Annotated in this window: 19 protein-coding genes; 15 read left to right on the top strand and 4 right to left on the bottom strand. The window is 59.0% G+C overall.

Going from position 1 to position 18,596, the window contains the following annotated elements; all coding sequences use genetic code 11:
- The first annotated feature begins 79 nt into the window (after window positions 1-79).
- From AC3IUE_RS13950 to AC3IUE_RS13975, 6 genes are all read left to right on the top strand, one after another.
- Entirely contained in the window at window positions 80-1,192 is a 1,113-nt protein-coding gene (locus tag AC3IUE_RS13950) for a fatty acid desaturase family protein (protein WP_489268145.1), read from the top strand.
- A 37-nt stretch (window positions 1,193-1,229) separates the two neighbouring features.
- Entirely contained in the window at window positions 1,230-1,550 is a 321-nt protein-coding gene (locus AC3IUE_RS13955; protein ID WP_489268147.1) for a MocE family 2Fe-2S type ferredoxin, read from the top strand.
- Between the two features lie 18 nt (window positions 1,551-1,568).
- Window positions 1,569-2,810: an NAD(P)/FAD-dependent oxidoreductase gene (locus AC3IUE_RS13960; RefSeq protein WP_489268149.1), complete on the top strand. Its 1,242-nt coding sequence runs from the start codon at window positions 1,569-1,571 to the stop codon at window positions 2,808-2,810.
- 1 nt (window position 2,811) lies between these two features.
- Entirely contained in the window at window positions 2,812-3,660 is an 849-nt protein-coding gene (locus AC3IUE_RS13965) for a sugar phosphate isomerase/epimerase (RefSeq protein WP_489268151.1), read from the top strand.
- Between the two features lie 104 nt (window positions 3,661-3,764).
- The gene (locus tag AC3IUE_RS13970) at window positions 3,765-4,700 is read left to right on the top strand and encodes a Ppx/GppA phosphatase family protein (RefSeq protein WP_489268152.1); all 936 of its coding nucleotides are present in this window, start codon (window positions 3,765-3,767) and stop codon (window positions 4,698-4,700) included.
- 561 nt (window positions 4,701-5,261) lie between these two features.
- Window positions 5,262-5,702, top strand: a complete 441-nt coding sequence (locus tag AC3IUE_RS13975; RefSeq protein WP_489268154.1) for a cupin domain-containing protein — start codon at window positions 5,262-5,264, stop codon at window positions 5,700-5,702.
- A gap of 13 nt (window positions 5,703-5,715) precedes the next feature.
- Here the strand turns inward: AC3IUE_RS13975 and AC3IUE_RS13980 are convergent, their stop codons facing one another.
- Window positions 5,716-7,146, bottom strand: coding sequence for an MFS transporter (locus AC3IUE_RS13980; protein ID WP_489268156.1), 1,431 nt, complete (start codon window positions 7,144-7,146; stop codon window positions 5,716-5,718).
- A gap of 134 nt (window positions 7,147-7,280) precedes the next feature.
- Between AC3IUE_RS13980 and AC3IUE_RS13985 the strand changes: the two genes are divergently transcribed.
- The 6 genes from AC3IUE_RS13985 to AC3IUE_RS14010 all read left to right on the top strand — a co-directional run bounded on the left by AC3IUE_RS13985 (window position 7,281) and on the right by AC3IUE_RS14010 (window position 14,300).
- Window positions 7,281-8,171: a LysR family transcriptional regulator gene (locus tag AC3IUE_RS13985; RefSeq protein WP_489268158.1), complete on the top strand. Its 891-nt coding sequence runs from the start codon at window positions 7,281-7,283 to the stop codon at window positions 8,169-8,171.
- Between the two features lie 533 nt (window positions 8,172-8,704).
- Complete coding sequence (locus tag AC3IUE_RS13990; RefSeq protein WP_489268160.1) at window positions 8,705-10,042, top strand: TackOD1 domain-containing metal-binding protein; 1,338 nt, start codon at window positions 8,705-8,707, stop codon at window positions 10,040-10,042.
- 5 nt (window positions 10,043-10,047) lie between these two features.
- Complete coding sequence (locus tag AC3IUE_RS13995; protein WP_461998767.1) at window positions 10,048-11,376, top strand: glycosyltransferase family 2 protein; 1,329 nt, start codon at window positions 10,048-10,050, stop codon at window positions 11,374-11,376.
- Window positions 11,377-11,378: 2 nt separating this feature from the next.
- Entirely contained in the window at window positions 11,379-12,227 is an 849-nt protein-coding gene (locus AC3IUE_RS14000; protein WP_489268163.1) for a hypothetical protein, read from the top strand.
- Window positions 12,228-12,233: 6 nt separating this feature from the next.
- Entirely contained in the window at window positions 12,234-13,349 is a 1,116-nt protein-coding gene (locus tag AC3IUE_RS14005) for an HlyD family secretion protein (protein WP_056745169.1), read from the top strand.
- 3 nt (window positions 13,350-13,352) lie between these two features.
- Entirely contained in the window at window positions 13,353-14,300 is a 948-nt protein-coding gene (locus AC3IUE_RS14010; RefSeq protein WP_461998765.1) for an NAD-dependent epimerase/dehydratase family protein, read from the top strand.
- On the opposite strand, the gene AC3IUE_RS14015 is transcribed toward AC3IUE_RS14010, so the two are convergent.
- Entirely contained in the window at window positions 14,272-14,532 is a 261-nt protein-coding gene (locus tag AC3IUE_RS14015) for a hypothetical protein (RefSeq protein ID WP_046049286.1), read from the bottom strand. The two genes, AC3IUE_RS14010 and AC3IUE_RS14015, sit on opposite strands and share 29 nt — an antisense overlap.
- 435 nt (window positions 14,533-14,967) lie before the next feature.
- Between AC3IUE_RS14015 and AC3IUE_RS14020 the strand changes: the two genes are divergently transcribed.
- The gene (locus AC3IUE_RS14020; protein ID WP_489268166.1) at window positions 14,968-16,053 is read left to right on the top strand and encodes a hypothetical protein; all 1,086 of its coding nucleotides are present in this window, start codon (window positions 14,968-14,970) and stop codon (window positions 16,051-16,053) included.
- Window positions 16,054-16,055: 2 nt separating this feature from the next.
- Window positions 16,056-16,409 carry a DUF1428 domain-containing protein gene (locus AC3IUE_RS14025; RefSeq protein ID WP_134097413.1) on the top strand — a complete coding sequence of 118 codons (354 nt, stop codon included), beginning with the start codon at window positions 16,056-16,058 and terminating at the stop codon, window positions 16,407-16,409.
- A 14-nt stretch (window positions 16,410-16,423) separates the two neighbouring features.
- Here AC3IUE_RS14025 and AC3IUE_RS14030 read toward each other — a convergent pair whose 3' ends face one another.
- A complete protein-coding gene (locus AC3IUE_RS14030; protein ID WP_033056474.1) occupies window positions 16,424-16,618 on the bottom strand; it encodes a hypothetical protein in 195 nt (64 codons plus the stop codon).
- 60 nt (window positions 16,619-16,678) lie between these two features.
- On the opposite strand from AC3IUE_RS14030, the gene thpR reads away from it, so the two are divergent.
- Entirely contained in the window at window positions 16,679-17,218 is a 540-nt protein-coding gene (thpR, locus tag AC3IUE_RS14035) for an RNA 2',3'-cyclic phosphodiesterase (protein WP_489268169.1), read from the top strand.
- Between the two features lie 247 nt (window positions 17,219-17,465).
- Here the strand turns inward: thpR and AC3IUE_RS14040 are convergent, their stop codons facing one another.
- On the bottom strand, window positions 17,466-18,563 hold the full coding sequence (locus AC3IUE_RS14040; RefSeq protein WP_489268171.1) for a polyamine ABC transporter substrate-binding protein: 1,098 nt from the start codon (window positions 18,561-18,563) through the stop codon (window positions 17,466-17,468).
- Window positions 18,564-18,596: the final 33 nt, after the last annotated feature.

Consider the following 18,596-nt stretch of genomic DNA (forward strand, 5'->3'; position numbering starts at 1 on the left):
GGCTCTCTATCTTTTCTCCAACGATGTGATCCCGCGTCGAAAAGTGCCTGAAACCATCAAGCTTGCGGAGAACAATAAAATGCCTGAACAAAACGCAGCCTATGAAAACCGCGGTAAACCCGTGCCTCGGGATTATCGATTGATCGGTCCCGAAGCCGCCAAAGCGGCGCAAAAAGGCTTGGTGTCGGCCAACTGGTACCAATCGCCCATTTCCCGTAAACGCATGAAGGAATTGATGCAGCGCCGCGACGGCCCGGCCTTGCGCGATACCGCGATCTGGTTGCTATCGATGGTCGTCACCGGCTTCGGTGGTTACTGGTTCTGGGGCTCCTGGGCCTGCGTTCCATTCTTCTTCGTCTATGGGCTGCTTTACGGCACGGCGTCCAATGCCCGCTGGCACGAAGCGGGTCACGGTACGGCGTTCAAAACTCGCTGGATGAATGATGCGGTCTACCAGCTGTCCAGCTTCATGTTCATGTTCGAACCCCAGGTCTGGCGCTGGAGCCACGCGCGGCACCACACCGACACCATCATCGTCGGCCGCGATCCTGAGATCGTCGAACCGCGTCCGCCGAGCCTGATCAATATGGTGCTGAGCCTGTTCAGAATGCCCTACGCGTTGAAGACGATGGGGTCAGTCTGCCGGCATGCAGTCGGGCGGATGGATGAAGAAGAGCAGACGTTCATCCCGGAATCCGAGTGGCCCAAAGTGGCGAGGGACGCACGCGTCTGGCTGGTGATTTATGGGCTTGTCGTGGGCGCTGCACTGTATCTGCAAAGCTGGTTGCCGCTGATGTTTATCGGTCTGCCAACCCTGTACGGCGGCTGGCTGTCCTACCTGTTTGGCCTGACGCAGCATGTCGGCCTGGCTGAAGACGTACTCGATCACCGCAGCAACTGCCGCACGATTTACATGAACCCGGTGCTGCGCTTCATGTACCTCGACATGAACTATCACCTCGAACATCACATGTATCCGATGGTGCCGTTTCATGCACTGGCGCAGCTTCACGAAGAGATTCGCCACGACTGCCCGCCACCGTATACCAGCCTGTTCGAGGCCTTCAAAGAAATCCTCCCGACCATCTGGAAGCAGCGCAAAGACCCGACTTATTTCATCCGTCGCCCTTTGCCACAACGCGCAGAGGCTGCCGCAACCGTCCAGGCGGAAGCTGAAGTAACGCCGGCCTGACACCTTCCTGTCTGTACCCCTAACAAGAGAAAACGCCATGACCGATCAATGGATCGATGTATGTGCCGTGGGCGAAATTAATGAAGAAGACGTCATTCGTTTCGACCATGGCCAGCACACCTATGCCGTCTACCGCTCCGCCGACAGCGAGTTCTTCGCCACCGCGGGCCTGTGCACCCACGAGTCCATTCACCTGGCCGATGGCCTGGTGATGGAGCATGTCATTGAGTGCCCCAAGCACAACGGTCGCTTCGACTACCGCTCCGGCAAAGCCCTTGGCGCACCGGTGTGCATCAACCTCAAGACCTATCCGGTGCGGGTCGAGGCGGGGCGTGTCCTGCTCGCCATCTCGGTTTAATTGCAGGGAGTCTGTCCCATGAATTCTGCCAATGCTCCACTGGTCATCGTCGGCGCCGGGCATGCCGGTGGCCGCGCCGCGCTGACCCTGCGTGCTGAAGGTTATAGCGGTCGTCTGATTCTGATAGGCGATGAATCTCACCCTCCGTATGAACGTCCGCCGCTGTCCAAGGGACTGTTGCAAGGCACGGTAGATCTGGCGGGCTACAGCTTGTGCGACAGCACTCGACTCGCTGAACTGGACATCGAACACCTGGCCGGCAATCCGGTGAAAAACCTGGACCCGCAGCAGCATCGTCTGCAGTTGGCCGACGGTAGCTGGCTGGCCTATGCGCGTTTGTTGCTCGCGACGGGAGGGCGCTCGCGGCGACTGAGCTCTGTGCCGGAGCATCTGGGCAATGTGCTTTATCTGCGGACCCATGACGAAGCGCTGGCGCTGCGTGCTTCGTTGCGGCCCGGTGCTCGGTTGGTGATCATCGGCGGCGGTTTCATCGGACTCGAAGTCGCCGCGACTGCCCGTGCCTTGGGGTGCTCGGTGACCTTGCTCGAGGCCGGACCGCGCCTGGCCGGTCGGGTGTTGCCGGAGCGGCTGTCCAGCGTCCTGCTGGAACTGCATCGCAGCCAAGGCGTGGATGTCCGCTTGAACGTGGTCATTGAGGCGGTGCAAGGCAACACGTGCGTCGAGGCGGTGCAACTGGTCGACGGCGAGCCTCTGCCTTGCGACCTGGTGGTAGTGGGCATCGGCATGCAACCCAACATTGAACTGGCCGCAGCCGCTGGGATCGAGGTCGGGCAGGGCATCCGTGTCGATGCTCAGTTGCGCACCAGCGCGCTCGACATCTTTGCGGCGGGCGATGTCTGTGAGTTTCAGCTGCACCCGCAAGGGGTTTTCCAGCGTCAGGAAACCTGGCGCAACGCCGAGACCCAAGGCCATCACGCCGCCCTGAATCTCTTGGGTGGCGAGCAACCTTTCGAGGTCATTCCCGGTTTTTGGTCCGATCAATACGACTGGGGATTGCAGATCGTGGGTGTGATTTCGAACGCCGAACCCACGGCGAGCCGGGCAACCCCGGATGGCGGATTCCTGTTGTTCTACCTTGATGCCGAGCAACGTCTGCAAGGTGCTTGCGGTTGGGGTCAGGGCAATAGCGTCGCCAAGGACATCAAATTGTGCGAGCGGCTGATCGCCAACCATAACCCCCTCTCGGTGGACGCGTTGGCCGATGCCGGTGTGCCGCTCAAACAACTGCTCAGGAGCTGACATGCGTGAATTTCTGGTATTTCAGTCCCTGTGGGCCATGCAAGATCAGCACGGCCGATGCGACCTTCCCCTGGAAACGCAGCTGGAGAAAATCGCCGCCTCCGGCTTCGATGGGATCACCGACCATTTCTGGGTCGCGCCACATGCGGCACGCCTGAGTGCCGCCGCCAAGGCGCAGGGCCTGCAAATCGAAGGTCAGCTGTTCCCTCGCACGGTGGATGATCTGGCGGCGGCGATTGATGTCGCCTCCTGCTATGGCTGCCACCACCTCACGCTACAAGCCGACGTCAGGCCGCGCACGTTGGCGCAAGCGATCAAGCTGATCGAAGGCTGGCAGCGTCTGGCCGAACAGGTGGACTTTCCGATCCTGCTGGAAACCCACCGTTATCGCCTCACCAGCGACCTGTTGTTCACCCTCGACATCCTCGCTGAAATGCCCGATCTCAAACTGTTGGCCGACTTGTCCCACTATGTCGTGGGCCGCGAACTGCCAGAGCTGGCCACTGCCGAGGACGACGAGCAGATCCACACGATCCTGCGCCACAGTTGGGGTTTCCATGGTCGTGTCGCCAATGGCGAACAGGTCCAGGTGCCTTTGAGTTTCGCCCAGCATAGACCCTGGCTGGAGCGTTTCCTGGGCTGGTGGCGCTATGGGATCGAGGATTGGCTGGCCCGACCGAACACACCCGCGAGTCTGTCCTTCACCTGTGAACTCGGTCCGCCGCCGTATGCAATTACGGGTGCCGACGGAGGCGACATCACCGATCGCTGGGCCGAGGCGTTGATGCTCAAGGAGCTGATGCGCAAGGTCTGGAAGGAGTGCCAGGTACGATCTCTCGAGGGGCGCTGATCTGCTCATCCGTAAAAATAGCGGGTGTCATCTTAGCGTCATCGACCCCATGGCAATATCCTCGCAAACCGCCTAGCGCGCTCAGCTTGCAAGGAATCCAGCCCATGAAAGGAGACGCCTCTCTATTTGCAGCCATTGACCTTGGTTCGAATGCGTTTCGCATGATGATCGGCCAGTCAGTCCGAGGGCGTCAGGGGTTCGTGATCCAGGAAGTGAAAACCCTGCGTGAACCTGTCCGTTTGGCGGAGGGGTTTCAAGGTGGCGCGCTGGACGAGTTGGCTCTGGATCGGGGATGGCAAGCGCTCGCGCGATTTGGCAAAAAGTTACGCGGCTTCGAGGCCGGTCGTGTGCGGGCGGTGGCGACCAGTGCCGTGCGCGAAGCCGACAATGCGCAACTGTTTTTGGCCAGCGCGGAGCGGCACCTGGGGTTTCGGATTGATGTCATCTCTGGGCATGAAGAGGCCCGACTGGTGTACGCCGGTGTTGCCCATACGATACCCGGTACCGAAAACAGGCGATTGGTCCTGGATATCGGCGGCGGTTCCACTGAATTGATTCTGGGGCAGGGCGCTCAGCCCTTGATGACCGAGAGTATTGCCATAGGCAGCGGCAACTTCGGCGCGCGCTACTTTCAGGGTGGCTGTATCACGGCTAAGGCGCTCCTGGAGGCTGAGCGTGTGGCCACTGTTCAGTTTGAAAAAGTGGCGCGTCGTTATCGCACGCTGGGTTGGCAGCAGGTGATTGGCTCTTCAGGCACCGCACGGATGCTGGCTAAAGTCCTCAAGGCCAACGGGTTGAACGACTATGGCGAAAGCGGCATCACCTACAGCGGTCTGTTGCGTTTGTCGTTGCGCCTGCTTGAAGTGGGGCATGTCAAACAGCTCGGCCTGGCGGGCTTGCAAACCCATCGCCAGAGCATCTTGCCTGGCGGTCTGGTGCTCATGCTGGCGGCATTCAAGGTATTTGGTGTCTCGCAGATGACGCCTTCCGAGCCGGGTCTGAGGTTCGGCGTTCTGCATGGCCTGATGAGTAAACACTGATCAACCCCTAGCACCCTTACCTCGATGAAGGCCCGGTCGTCATTGGCCCCAGTGAGGTGTGTCACTTGTGTTAGTGTTTTTCCATCCTGCCGCGCTTCCCACAGGGCAAAATCGTTCTAAAAAGCCCGCCTTGCGCTTTGGACTTTGGACTACTCTTGAAGATGTAGGTGAAGACGCAGACTGATGCGCAAGCGGATGGCGAGGAAACGTGGGGCGCGTTCCGAAGGGTACACGGTTAGAAAGATCTCCGCGCTGAGATCCAGCCCTTATGCCGTGTGAAGCAGGACAGCACAAAACTGTTCTGTGGGAGGCCTGATAAACCTTGTAAGCCGGAGACCAGCGCCGGCCACCTACTCGATTTACGAAGCCCGCCTTGTGCGGGCTTTTTCGTGTCCGCAGGATCTGTTTGTATCGGAACGTATCCCGCGCACCTGCAGCTACCTTCGCATACAAAACCAGGGCATTGGCGACACTTGCGCGATACACGGCGGCCTCCAAATAGAGCCACCGCATCCGCGGCAAGCTCCGCGCGCATTCCCGCGCACTGATTGGAGAAATGCCATGTCCCGTTTCAACCGCCGTCTCTCTGCTGGCATGCTCGGCGTAGCCGTTGCCGCGGCACTCACTGCCTTCGCGGGTCTCTCTCAAGCACAAGAGGCGCCTCCAGCAAAAAGCTGGCAGGCGGGTCTTCACCGCACCGATCTGCTGCGCCAGGATCTCGATGTCGCGGGGCGTGAAGTGATCCAGGTTCTCGTTGATTTTGAGCCGGGTGTGGTATCACCCAAGCATTCTCATCCTGGCGTGGAAGTGGCCCACGTCATTGAAGGCACGTTTGAATATCAACTCGAGGGTCAGCCTCCTGTAACGCTCAAGGCTGGCGATTCCTTGTACATCCCCGCAGGCACCGCGCACGTCGCGAAGAACGTCGGCGCGAATAAAGCGTCTGAGCTGGCGACGTACATTGTGAAAAAAGACACGCCACTGGTCGTGCTGGAAAAGTAAACGACCTGTCGGCTTACCGGCGGTCACGACGCACTGCCAGCGCGCGGCTTCCCAGCGCGATGGCCTGTGCGACAGCGATCAGCACCAGCGCCACGGCGAAGGTGATCCGCAGACCGCTGGCAACCGCTTCGGGTCGCGCCGTTGCAATGTCGACCGAGGCCGATGCGAGCGCGAACACCGCGCCCAAGGCGGACGCCCCCGTGATGAGTCCCAGATTGCGCGACAGGTTAAGCAGGCCGGAGATGACGCCTCGCTGGTCCGGCTGAACATCCGCCATGACCGCCGTGTTATTGGCTGTCTGGAACAGGGCATAGCCGAGGGTCATCACGACCATCGGCAAGAGATACCCGCCGATGCCGAACGTCTCCGGCAATATCGATAACGTGAGACACCCGGTCGCCATGGCGATGAGCCCGGCGAGGGTCATGCGTTGGGCGCCAAAGCGGTCGGCAATACGGCCTGCGGGCACACCCGTCAGTGCCGCGACAAACGGCCCGACCGACAAGACCAATCCAACCAGTACGGCATCGAGCCCCAGCCCATGCGCGAGATAGAAGGGGCCGACCACGAGTGTCGCCATCATCACTGTCGCGACGAGCAGGCTCATGGCGAGGCTGCCACTGAGCACGGGATCACGGAACATCGCCAGTCGAATCAACGGTGAGGTGACTCGAGCCTCGGTGAATACAAAGAGGCAGGCGCCGCCGCCCGCCGCCAACAGCAAGGCGATGTTGAACGGACCGAAACTGCCTCGCCCAAGGGTCATCGCCAGCGCATAAGCGGCCAGCGTCAACGCCAGCAGCAGTGTGCCCAGCGGGTCGAAGCCGGCGCGATCGGTCTTGGGCTTCTGGCGATCGGCGGGCAAGTAACGATGCGCGAGCACCAGCGTCAGCAAGCCCAGCGGTACGGTGATGAGGAAGATCGCCCGCCAGCCAAACCCGCCAATCAGCAGGCCACCGAGCGACGGCCCCATCGCGGTGCCAATCGCCGACATCGTCCCGAGCAAGCCCATGGCGCTGCCGGTTTTTGCCTTCGTCACCGTCTCACCGACAAAGGCCATGGTCAGCGCCATCATGATTGCCGCACCGATTCCCTGCAGTGCCCGGGCGCCAATCAGCAGCCAGAGCGTGGGCGCAAAGCCGCACAGGGCCGACGCCAGGGTGAACACGCCGATGCCGGTCAAGAGCAGCCGCCGACGGCCAGTGATATCACCGAGCCGACCGACACTGACAATCAGGGTGGTAATGGCCAGAAGGTAGGCGAGGACGATCCACTGCACGTGCTGGAAGGAGGCGTTGAACACCTGGGCCAAGGTCGGCAAACCCACATTGGCGATGCTGGTGCCGAGCGAGGACAGCAACATCGACAGCGAAAGACTGGCCAGCGCCCACCGAACCGACGGTATCTGTTGCGCACGCTCTACGACTGCACTGATTGATTTCATGCTGTTCCTCTTTTCTGGCCACTCCCGAAGCGGAGCTATCAGAAATCTACGCCCCGGCCTAACATGGCGGAAGGCGCACCGTTTGCACTTGATACGTGCGTTCAACGCCATATCACTCTGCCACGGGGCGCCCCATGTCCACTCCCGATTTCAACTTGCTGATCACCCTTGATGTGCTGCTCGCCGAAGGCAGCGTGGCACGCGCCGCCAAGCGCTTGCGCCTGAGCCCGTCGGCGATGAGCCGGGCACTGGCGCGATTGCGTGAAACCACCGGCGATCCGCTGTTGGTCAGGGCCGGGCGGGGTCTGGTTGCCACTCCGCGAGCGCTCGAACTGCGCGAGCGGGTCAGTCAGCTGGTGCAGGACGCCGAAGCGGTCCTTCGGCCGGCCGAGCAACCCGACCTCAGCCAACTGAGCCGCACGTTCACGCTGCGCACCAGTGAAGGCTTTGTCGAGAATTTTGGCGCGGACCTGATTGCCCGCGTCGCCGAGCAGGCCCCTGGTGTGCGGCTGCGCTTCATGCACAAACCCGACAAAGACAGTGCGTCACTGCGCGACGGCACGGTCGATCTGGAAACGGGGGTGGTGGGGACAGCCGCTAGCCCGGAGTTGCGTACCCAGGGCTTGTTTCGGGATCGATTTATTGGCGTCGTGCGAATGGGGCATCCGCTGAGTGAAGGCGAGATAACCCCCGCGCGTTATGCGGCGGGCAGCCATATCAGCGTCTCTCGGCGGGGGCTCGACAAGGGGCCCATTGATGAAGCCCTTGAGCTCCTGGAACTGGATCGGCACATAGCAACAATCGTTGCAGGCTTCTCCACTGCGCTGGCGCTCGCCCGTGCTACTGACCTCATCGCCAGCGTTCCCGAACGCCACACTGCCAGCCTGCGCGCCGGCCTGCACAGCTTTGCACTGCCGTTGTCTTTGCCGGCATTCACCGTCGCCATGCTCTGGCATCCGCGGCTGGATGCCGACCCTGTGCATCGCTGGTTGCGGGGTTGCCTTTGGGAGGTTTGTGCCGAGTAAGAAAGTTGGCAGATTTGATCTATTGTTCATTGTTGAAACAGGGATGTTTCACTCGTGTAACTATTGCATGGCTATTCTGGTTCTATAAGTGAGTAATTTTGGTATAAAAACACTTTGAACTTATTAATGTCCAGGCGGTAGCTAAAGCCTTTGTCGCAAATGGGAATTAACTGCTGATACTATTAAATGGCGCAACGCTATCAATGATGGCCATTAACTAGTAGTGAGTATAGTTGTAATGATTAAGTTACTTAGTGTGTATAACGTTATGAAATATAAGTAATTATTTTTTCTGGTGATAAGGCGCATTATCGCACCGAAACTCGATGAACAAGGCGGGATCCAATTAAAATCAATGGCGATATATTGGCGGCCTATATATCAAAAAATAACTTCATAATAATGCTGACGTTTTTCTGATGCGGTGCTAGTGTTTCTAACTCCTTTTAACCGTACTTGTCTGTCTGCAGAGGCCGTGCGTCATGCCGACTCCAACTCCACGGATTGCGATACTGGGTAATAGAGTTCCAAGCTTGAATCTTCCGGAGCTTGAGCACTTCGCCGAAATGGGCCGCTTGTTGGCTGCACCCGCCTTTGATGTCCTGCTGCTGGACCTGCCAGCGGTTTATGCCGGGCGGGTGCTTCGAAAGTTGCGCGCCATTCCCCCTTATCGCTACAGCCTCATTTACTGTTGCCGTGATCAGAACGGTTGGTGTGAAGCCTTGGGTGATGGCGCGTGCCCTGTCGATTCCAGCGAAACAAGAGCCCTCTGGGGGGTGTGGCGAGAACGCTACAGGTTGTTCAAACAGGATTCTGCCCCCGAGCGTTTTGAAAGTCGGGTGCTTTCATGGTTGTGGTTGCGCGACAACGCTCACATCTATGCCCTTCGAGACCCGGAGGTGCCTCAGCATTATCGCTATCCGTTGCTGGATGCCCTGGCTGATAACGAGCAGGTCAACTCGTTTGTCTGGCTCAGTTTGATGGTGCAACAGGACTGGCTGGAAGAGGGGGTTCTGGTCGATCGCGTTCGCCTGTGTTCGGAGTGTGGCTCGGGCCGGCTCAATTACATTGATGTGTGTGCCGAATGTCAGGCCCTGGACATTTCACGGCAGCCTTCATTGCACTGCTTTACCTGTGGGCATGTGGGGCCACAGGAATCCTTTCTCAAAGACGGGGTGTTGTTGTGCCCCAACTGCTTGAACCGGTTGCGCCATATCGGCACTGATTACGACCGCCCGATGGAGAACTATCGCTGTCGGTCATGTCAGGCGTTTTTTGTCGATGCCGACGTGCAGGCGCGCTGCCTGGACTGCGGCCTGTCACACACGCCTGACAAGTTGCGAGTACGCGAGGTCAGAGATTTCCGCCTGGCCGAGGCCGGCCGTTTCCGCTGCCGCCAGGAGTTCAGCGATCAAAAGGCCCATCACTTCGGTCGACTCAATCTGTTAGGCGGCAAGGATTTCTATGACCTGCTGACCTGGCAGATGCAGGTCGTACGCCGCTACCAGTCGCCTGCCTTCTCACTGCTCGGTCTGCGCTTCGTCAACCTGGCCGGTACGTTGACTCGCCTGGGTGAACACCACGGCCATGCCTTCATCGATAGCGTGGCTGAACGATTGAAGGAAACCGTCAGGGATACAGACCGCTGCTCTCGAAGTACCGAAGAGTACTTCTGGATCATGCTTCCCCATACCGATGGCAACGGCCTGGAAACCGTCAAACAACGCTTGAGCCGGGTCGCCGAGTTGTTTTCAGCACCGGAGGTCAGCGACATTTCCTTGCGTGTCGTCAGCATCACGGCGCCCCAGGATCTGCTCGAGCAGGAAGATGGCGAACTACTACTGGCCCGTCTGGCCAGTGAGTTGGCGTGACCGCCATGAGCCCTTTCCTGGAGCAACTCCTCAACGCACTCAGCGGGATCATGGGACCGGATGGTTTGAGCCGGGTGTTTTTCATGCTTTTCCCTTTGTTTCTGATCTTTGAATTGCCCCTGATGATCATGGTTATGCTGGGTGTTTTGCGCTGGTTCACACGTCGGCGCACCCGTGTACCGAAGATCAGTCTCTATCGGCCCAAGGTCTCTTGCATCATTACCTGTTACAGCGAAGGGATGGACGTTCAGACCACGCTGTTAAGCCTGTGCGAGCAGACGTACCCCGGCCACATCGAGATGATTCCGGTGGTGGACGGGGCCACGGTGAACCAGCCGACGCTCAGCGCCGTGCGCAGTTTCAACGTGGATCCGCAGTTGTACCCCCGGCGTCATTTGCGCCCGATTGCCAAGTGGCAGAGGGGCGGGCGGGTGTCGTCGTTGAACGCCGGCCTGTCGCTTGCCAGCGGTGAAATCGTGATGGCGCTCGACGGTGACACGTCCTTCGACAACAACATGGTCAGCTCCATCGTGCGCCATTTCGCGGACCCGTCGGTGCCTGCGGTCGCCGGTAGCCTGCGAGTGCGCAATGTCTGGGCTTCGTGGGTGACCGCAATGCAGGCGCTGGAATACCTGTTGTCCATCCACATGTCGAAAATCGGTCTGGCCGAATGGAACCTGGTCAATAACGTCTCGGGGGCCTTCGGGGCATTCCGCCGCAGCTTTCTGGTGAAAATCGGTGGCTGGAACACGCACACCGCGGAGGATCTGGACCTGACGTTGCGCATCAAGAGTTACTTCAAGCGACACGACTTGAGGATTCCCTTCGAACCGGAAGCGATTGGACACACCGATGCACCGTCGACGCTCAGTCAGTTTCTGATGCAGCGCTTGCGCTGGGATGGCGACCTGTTTTTTCTGTACATCAGAAAGCACAACCGCAACATCAACCCCAACTTGTTGGGCTGGCCGACCTTTCTGATGATCCTGCTCAGCGGCTTCTTTTTTCAGCTGGTGCTGCCGTTCCTCATCTTCAGCTACACCTTGCTGGCGTTGTTTGTTCTGCCGGGCAAGACGCTGTTGTTTCTGTTTGTACTGATCTATGCGCTGTACCTGACGATCACCGCGATGTTGTTCAGCGCCATGTTGTTGATGGTGTCCGACCGGCCTGCAAAGGACATGGTCCTGGGGTTGTTGGTACCTTTCTTTCCGCTGTTCATGCTACTCCTGCGGTGCTGGAGCGCAGTGGCCATGCTCAACGAGATCTTTCGCCGGGGCCACGAAGAAAGCTCTATGGCACCGTGGTGGGTGCTTAAACGAGCCACGAGGTTTTGATTATGCGATCGATACTTCTGCTGCTGACGTTGTCGTTGCCCCCCATGATACTGGCCGCACAACCCCTTTCGGCTCAGGCGGTGGGGGCGCCGTCGAGCCAATGGTCCCAGGCCAGTTATGTCTGGGACAGCGAAGCGTTGCTCGATCCCTATCAGCGTAAGGCAGAGCTCGAGCAACTGCGTAAAGCCGGGATGGACAAGATCTACCTTGGCCTCAAGTCCTCCCAGTTGAAAGACCTTGCAACGACGCGCCAACGGCTGGAGCAATTGCTGCAGGACGCGGCCGGCAAGGGGGTGCAAGTCAGCCTGTTGCTCGGCGATTCGGCCTGGATCGAACCGCAGGACCGCCATCAGCTCACCGATTTACTGGCCAAGCTGAAGGGGCTTTCATTCACCAGCCTGCACCTGGACCTGGAACTCGAACAACTGGGCGTGCCGGTCCCGGATCAGCGCGTGAAAGACTTGCTCGACACCTTGCGCGCCGCCTCCGCAGCCAGCCCTTGGCCGGTAGAAATCTCCAGCCACCATCGCTGGTTCGCCGAGGCAAAACCCGGAAAAACCTGTCTGCCGTGCGCGCTTCCCGAGGCGGGCGTGCGTCAGGTCAGCTTGATGATCTACACCCGTAACCCGAAAAACAGCGCACGAATGGCAGAACAGATCGCCCAACGTTGGCCTGCTCTGCAGTTTCGCCTGGCGCAAAGCACGGAGCCGCAACTGGATGCCACAGAGTCCTGGGCCGGCGCGACGACTGAGCAGTTGCAGCACCAGACCAGTGTCTGGCGCGAACAGCTGCAACCACGGGGAATTGCCGGCATTGACTGGCAGGCCTGGCGAGACTTTCCAAAACGGTGAGCCGTCATGAAGATTCGATTCGATAGTCGCAAAGAACTGAACCCCACCCAGGAACAGGGTTTGACTGTGCTCTACGCGCCGGGCAAACGCATGGCGTTTCGCGTGCGTTGGTATTTGATCCTGTTCCTGGTCGCGAGTCCCTTGCTCTGGCTGGGAGGGAAGCTGGCTTACGGCATGTTGATGATCGACGCACCGGCGCAATTGCGCCTACCGATTCTTGAGGTGCGCGCGCGGGATGCCGGTCGGGTCGATCAGCTGTTCGTCATGGCCGGGGAGCAGGTCCAGATCGATCAGCCGTTGGTCAGTCTCGACAACCCCGAATGGCGTGCACGGCTCTCGCAGCTCGCCGCGATGCCGACCAAAACGGTGCCCACCAACAACGCCAAACTGGACACCAGGGAGCGTCAGTTGCTCAAGACCCGAGTGAGCAGGACGGAGGAGCGTGTGCAGGTGCTTGAAGACCTCGTCACATCAGGCGCCGTCTCTCGTGGAGAAGTGCTGGCCGCCCAGTCTGAACTTGATGCTTTTAAAGCCGACCTGTTGGCGTTCGAGCGCCGCGAGCAACTGGCCCGTCAGTCGCCGTTGAGCGTTGAGCGCGAGATTATTCAACAGACCGCCGAACAGCAGTGGTTGAAAACGCGCCTCGCCGCATTGTCGGTCAAGGCTGCGCAGAGCGGTCGGATTGCGGAGGTGTTGGTCACGCCCGGCGAAAACGTCGGTGCGGGAACGTTGTTGATGCGTCTTGAGCGGCTGGAAGAGCCTCTGCTGTGGATTTATCTGGAACCGCTGAACATCAGCTATGCCGCGATTGGCCAGCCGCTGCGCGTGCGCATGCCCGATGGAGAGTGGTTGGCGGCCCATGTTGTCCAGGCCGTCGACAGCGCCGGTCGCACGCCGACGGTGTTGCGTGGGCCATTCGCTGCCAGCGAAATGGGCTTGCAGGTCGCCGCCCGGTTTGATCGCCCTCTGTCGCCGCGCTGGAGAATCGATCAACTGCCGTTGAATGTGCGCTTTCCTACCGACTGGGAACAAATGCTCAGTAACAGCCGTGAATTCATCGAGCAAATAGGCGACTTCATTGCAATGGATCGAACACCCACCACTGCACCGGGGAGTAAATAAATCATGACTGCTGATCGAATTCTTGTGACGGGCGGTGCCGGTTTTATCGGTTCGCACCTGGTCGAAGCACTGCTTGAAAGTGGTTATAGCGTTCGGGTTCTGGACGATCTTTCCAGTGGAAAGTTGTCGAACTTGCCGATTGATCGCTGCCATTTGACTCTGGTGGTGGGGGATGTCGCCGACGCGCCGACGGTGGAACGGGCGATGAAAGACTGCAGCGCGGTGGTGCATCTGGCGGCGGTGGCCTCGGTGCAGGCGTCGGTCGATGACCCGGTCGCGACTCACCAAAGCAATTTCGTCGGTACGCTGAATATCTGCGAAGCCATGCGCCAGGCCGGCGTAAGACGGGTGGTTTACGCGTCCAGTGCGGCGATCTATGGAAACAATGGCGAGGGCATGGCGATTACCGAGGACACGCCCAAGAATCCGCTGACCCCGTATGCCACCGACAAACTGGCCAGCGAACATTTCCTCGATTTTTACCGACGCCAGCATGGCCTTGAACCGGTCATTCTGCGGTTTTTCAATATTTACGGACCCCGTCAGGACCCTTCATCGCCTTACTCCGGTGTCATCAGCATTTTCAGCGAGAGGGCGCAAAAAAAACTCCCCATCACGGTTTACGGTGATGGGGAGCAAACAAGGGATTTTGTTTACGTCGATGACCTCGTAAAGGTATTGGTACAGGCGGTCGCTGAGTCAGAGCCGATTGTCGAGCCGGTCAATGTCGGGTTTAACCGGTCCACCAGCGTTAACGAACTCGTGGCGACGTTAAGCGAACTCCTGGGACGCCCCGTGACGTTGAACCACGACGCGCCGCGTTCCGGTGATATCAAACATTCGCGCGCCGACAACAGTCGCCTGCTTGAGCGTTTTTCCTTGAACTCACCGACCTGTTTTACCGAGGGTCTGGGGCAGCTGCTCAGAAGTATTGATTCCGGGGGGCGGTAGCGGCGAGCTCAGTCGCCAGCAGGTGCTCCTCCAGCACATCGCTCAGGAATCGGAACTGATCATTGAGCCCGATCACTTCATTGTTGAAGTGATTGGCGGCGGACGGCATCAGCAACGCCTCGAAGTTTTTGTCAAACACCAGTTCAAACGTTTTGCGCGAAACGAATGACTGGGAATAGTAGTTGTTGCCGAACACCGCAAAGCTTACGGCCAGGGTCACGGAGTGAATCATGACGTGCGCTCCTCGGACAGGACGTACCAGGAAAAAGCGCTCAGTGTGACGGCCGTCAGGGCCAGGCAGGTCAGGAGATGGATAATCATGATTCGCCCCTCCGATGCGGGGTTTTGCGTTGGGTTAAGGCTGATCCTACGCTGACGGTTTTTGAGCGGAAGGCATTCACGGCGATGGTGAATATCGACATAAGTGATGGACGATTTTTGGGTGTTCTTGAGGGCCCCTTCGCGAGCAGGCTCGCTCCCACATTTGTCTGGCGGCGCTCACAAATACTGAGTTCACTGAAGATCAAATGTGGGAGCGAGCTTGCTCGCGAAGGCGGCCTCAAGAACACCTCAACCCCAAGCGAACAAACACCGACACCTATACTCAAATTAATAGGCCTTTGAACACCGGACATCCCGTTCGGGCAAGTCTGTAGGAACCGCGATCTTGAACCTGCGTTCGCTGATCGTCGCCGTGTTGGTGGTGCTGGCGGGATGCGTCACGACTGCGCCTGCCCCGGTGGAAGTGGTGCCGGTGATTGTTTCCCAAAGCACCTGGCAGATGGTGGACCGGGAGATTGTCGCGGCGTCGCAATCGGCCACCGAGCAGACCAAAATCTACGCGCGTGGTGCCATGGATTACTGGCGAACGCGGGTCTATGAACTGACCGAAGAGAACTTCATCCCATGGTTCAGCAGTTACTGGACCCAGGAATGGCTGTCGATGAAGGTCAGCTGGTACACGCTCAGCGCCAAGGGCGAACAAGATGCCTCGGCCAAGCGCCTGGCGGCCTATCTGCTGGAGCAATACCAAGAGCGTGTGCTGGCGCCGGTCGCGGTGGAAGTCGATCCCGACGCGATTCTCGGCCTGGCAACGGCGTTCTACGTGGACATCCTTCAGGAAGAACTGCAGAAAATCTCCCAGCGTCACGGCGTGCCGATGGCTCAGCTCAATGGCCGAATCCAGAAAATCCCCGCCATCGCCCTCGGGCCACCGCCGGCCCGGGACGCCTCGCTGTATCAGGTCGTGCACACCCAACCACTGAATACGCTGCCGGCCTATGCAGCGCTGATCGACAAGATCCACAAGGCTGGCGGTGACAAGGGGGTGGCTTCGACAGACACCGCCATGGCGCCGGTGGCCAAGCGCGCCAGCAAGCGGATGGAGGCAGAAATGGCCCCGCGAGGGGCGGCCAGTGCAGTGGCCGCGGCGGCAGGGAAACTGGCCGGAGGACTGATTACCGTGGGCGTGGCGGGGATTCGCGCGCTTATCCAGGCCAATGACCGGCCTGACAGCGAGGCACTGATTCGCAGCAGTCTGGGTAACACGTTCGACAAGGCCTGGCTGAAGCTGGTGCAAAACCCGACCACCGGTGTGATGGCCGGTACGTTCTACATGGCGGCGCAGATCGAGGGCAATCTGGCGGGGAGCGCCGAAGTACCGTCGGTCAGTTCGGGCAGCGGATCTGTCGATTGGGGGCCGAAGGAATCGACTAACCAGCAGAACGACCCTCTACCCCCAGCAGGAGAATGACCATGTCTTACGTTGATGGCTTCATCGCCGCCGTACCCACCGCCAACCGCGAAAAATTCAAGAAACACGCCGAAACCGCCGCTGTCATTTTCAAGGAAAGCGGTGCCCTCAGCGTCGCCGAATGCTGGGGCGACGACGTCCCTGACGGCAAAGTAACCTCGTTTCCGATGGCAGTAAAACTCAAGGAAGACGAAACCGTGGTGTTTTCCTGGATCATCTGGCCCGACAAGACCACCCGGGATGCAGGCATGGAAAAACTCATGAACGATCCGCGCATGCAACCGGACGTCAACCCGATGCCGTTCGATGGCCAGAGGTTGATCTTTGGCGGGTTCGAAATGATCGTAAAAGCCTGAAACCAACGACAGGATCACTCCGGCGTCGGGGTGATCCTGCAACTCTTGCGATTACGGATTTCGCTGTCTGTCGGCCGCTCTTTGATGAACTCGAAGCGCGGCTCACCTTCGTTGTAATGAACCAGCCAGCCCCATTCCAGCTCGGACTCATCCTGACCGGGTTTCGGTGGCACGGCCCACCACGGTTCCTTGCTGATGATCTCGCGCATGGCCCCCTCCAGTTGAATCGTTTGCATGAACTATAACTTGGATGTCAGGAGGTGCCAGATATGAGCGACGAATCCCATGAGCCGTTAAAACGACTGTTTTTTGCCCTGAACTGCACACCCGAGCAACGTCGGGCCATTGCCCAATGGCGCAGCGCACTTGAGCTCAGGAGCGGACGCCCGGTGCCGGTGGAGAACTTTCATCTGACGTTGATGTTTTTGGGCGCTGTCGAGGTGGCGAAAATCGCCGATATCTGCACGGCCGTTGCCAATGTTCGAACGCCGGGTGTGCCTTTGAGGGTTGCGCTTGATCGGTTGGATGTCTGGCGCAGGGCAGGGGTGTTGGTGCTCGCGCCGGAGCAGGCATCACCGGAGTTGCTGCGGCTGGTGTATGCGCTTGAGCAGGCCATGCTGCCGTTCGGGTTTGAAGATTCGCCGAAGGAGTTTCGGCCGCACCTGACGCTGATGCGCGATTACCGAGTGCCGGTGCCAGAGTCCGCGACGCCGCCCGAGTTTTATCTGCGGGCCGATCACTTCACCCTGTTCGAATCCCATAAGGGCCGCTACCGAGCGCTGGCCGAATGGCCGCTCGTTCCATCATAAAAAAAGGCGCCCGAGGAGGGCGCCCAAATTCACCTTAACCGAGGAAGCCAGGTGAGGCCGTTCTGCAGATAGGAGTGCAGCGGTGGTAAGGCGCTGCGTGAACGGAAAACAGGAAAACACCACCGATCAAATGTGGGAGCGGGCTTGCTCGCGAAAGCGGTGGTTCAGTCCCCATCAATGTTGAATGTGACGGACCCTTCGCGAGCAAGCCCGCTCCCACATTTGATCAGTGGTGTTGCATATATTTTTACTTACCCAGCTTCACCCGTGTCCAGCCCCGGGTCATCACCCGCTGAACGCCGATCGGCATGTCCGGAATGGCATACAGCGTCGCCATCACAGCCTGCGACGGATACGACCCCGGATCATCTCGAATCGCTTCATCCACCAAAGGCGTGGCCGCCGCGTTGGCGTTGCTGTAGCCGATGTTGTTGGTGATCTCGGCGATGATGTCCGGGCGCATCAGGAAGTTCATGAACAGGTAAGCGTTCTCCACGTTTGCCGCATCCCGAGGGATCGCGACCATGTCGTAGAAACTGCCCGCGCCTTCCTTGGGAATGCTGTAGTCGACCTTCACCTTGTCGCCAGCTTCCTGGGCGCGCGCCTTGGCTTGCAGCACATCGCCGGAGTAACCGACCGCCACGCAGATATTGCCGTTAGCCAGGTCCGAGATGTATTTCGACGAATGGAAGTACGCCACCGACGGACGAATCTTCATGAACAGCGCTTCAGCTTCGGCGATCTGATCCTTGTTCTGGGAGTTCACCGGGTAACCCAGATAGTGCAGGGCGGCCGGGAGCATTTCCGTCGGCGAATCCAGGAAACTGATGCCGCACGCTTTCAATTTCTCAGCGTTTTCCGGTTTGAACAGCAAGTCCCAGGAATTGGTCGGTGCATTGCTGCCGAGCACTTCCTTGACCTTCTCCGGGTTGAAGCCGATGCCGATCGAGCCCCACATGTACGGGAAGGCATGACCGTTATCCGGGTCGCTGGCGGCAGCGTTTTTCAGCAGCACCGGATTGAGGTTCTTCCAGTTCGGCAGCTTCGATTTGTCCAGTTCCTGATAGACGCCAGCCTTGATCTGCTTGGCGAGGAAACTGTTGGACGGCACGACGATGTCGTAGCCGGATTTTCCCGCCAGCAGGCGGGCCTCAAGGGTTTCATTACTGTCGAACACATCGTAGGTCACGCGGATACCGGTCTCGTCTTCGAACTTCTTGACGGTGTCCGGGGCGATGTAATCCGACCAGTTGTAGACGCGCAGTACCTTGTCATTGGCCTGGGCGCCGGTGGCAATCGCGCCCAATAAGGACAGTGTCAGCAGAGTCCTGCCAAACATTTTCATCGGTACAACTCCATTCTTTTTATTCAAATCTAA

Source organism: Pseudomonas sp. GL_093, assembly GCF_057837605.1.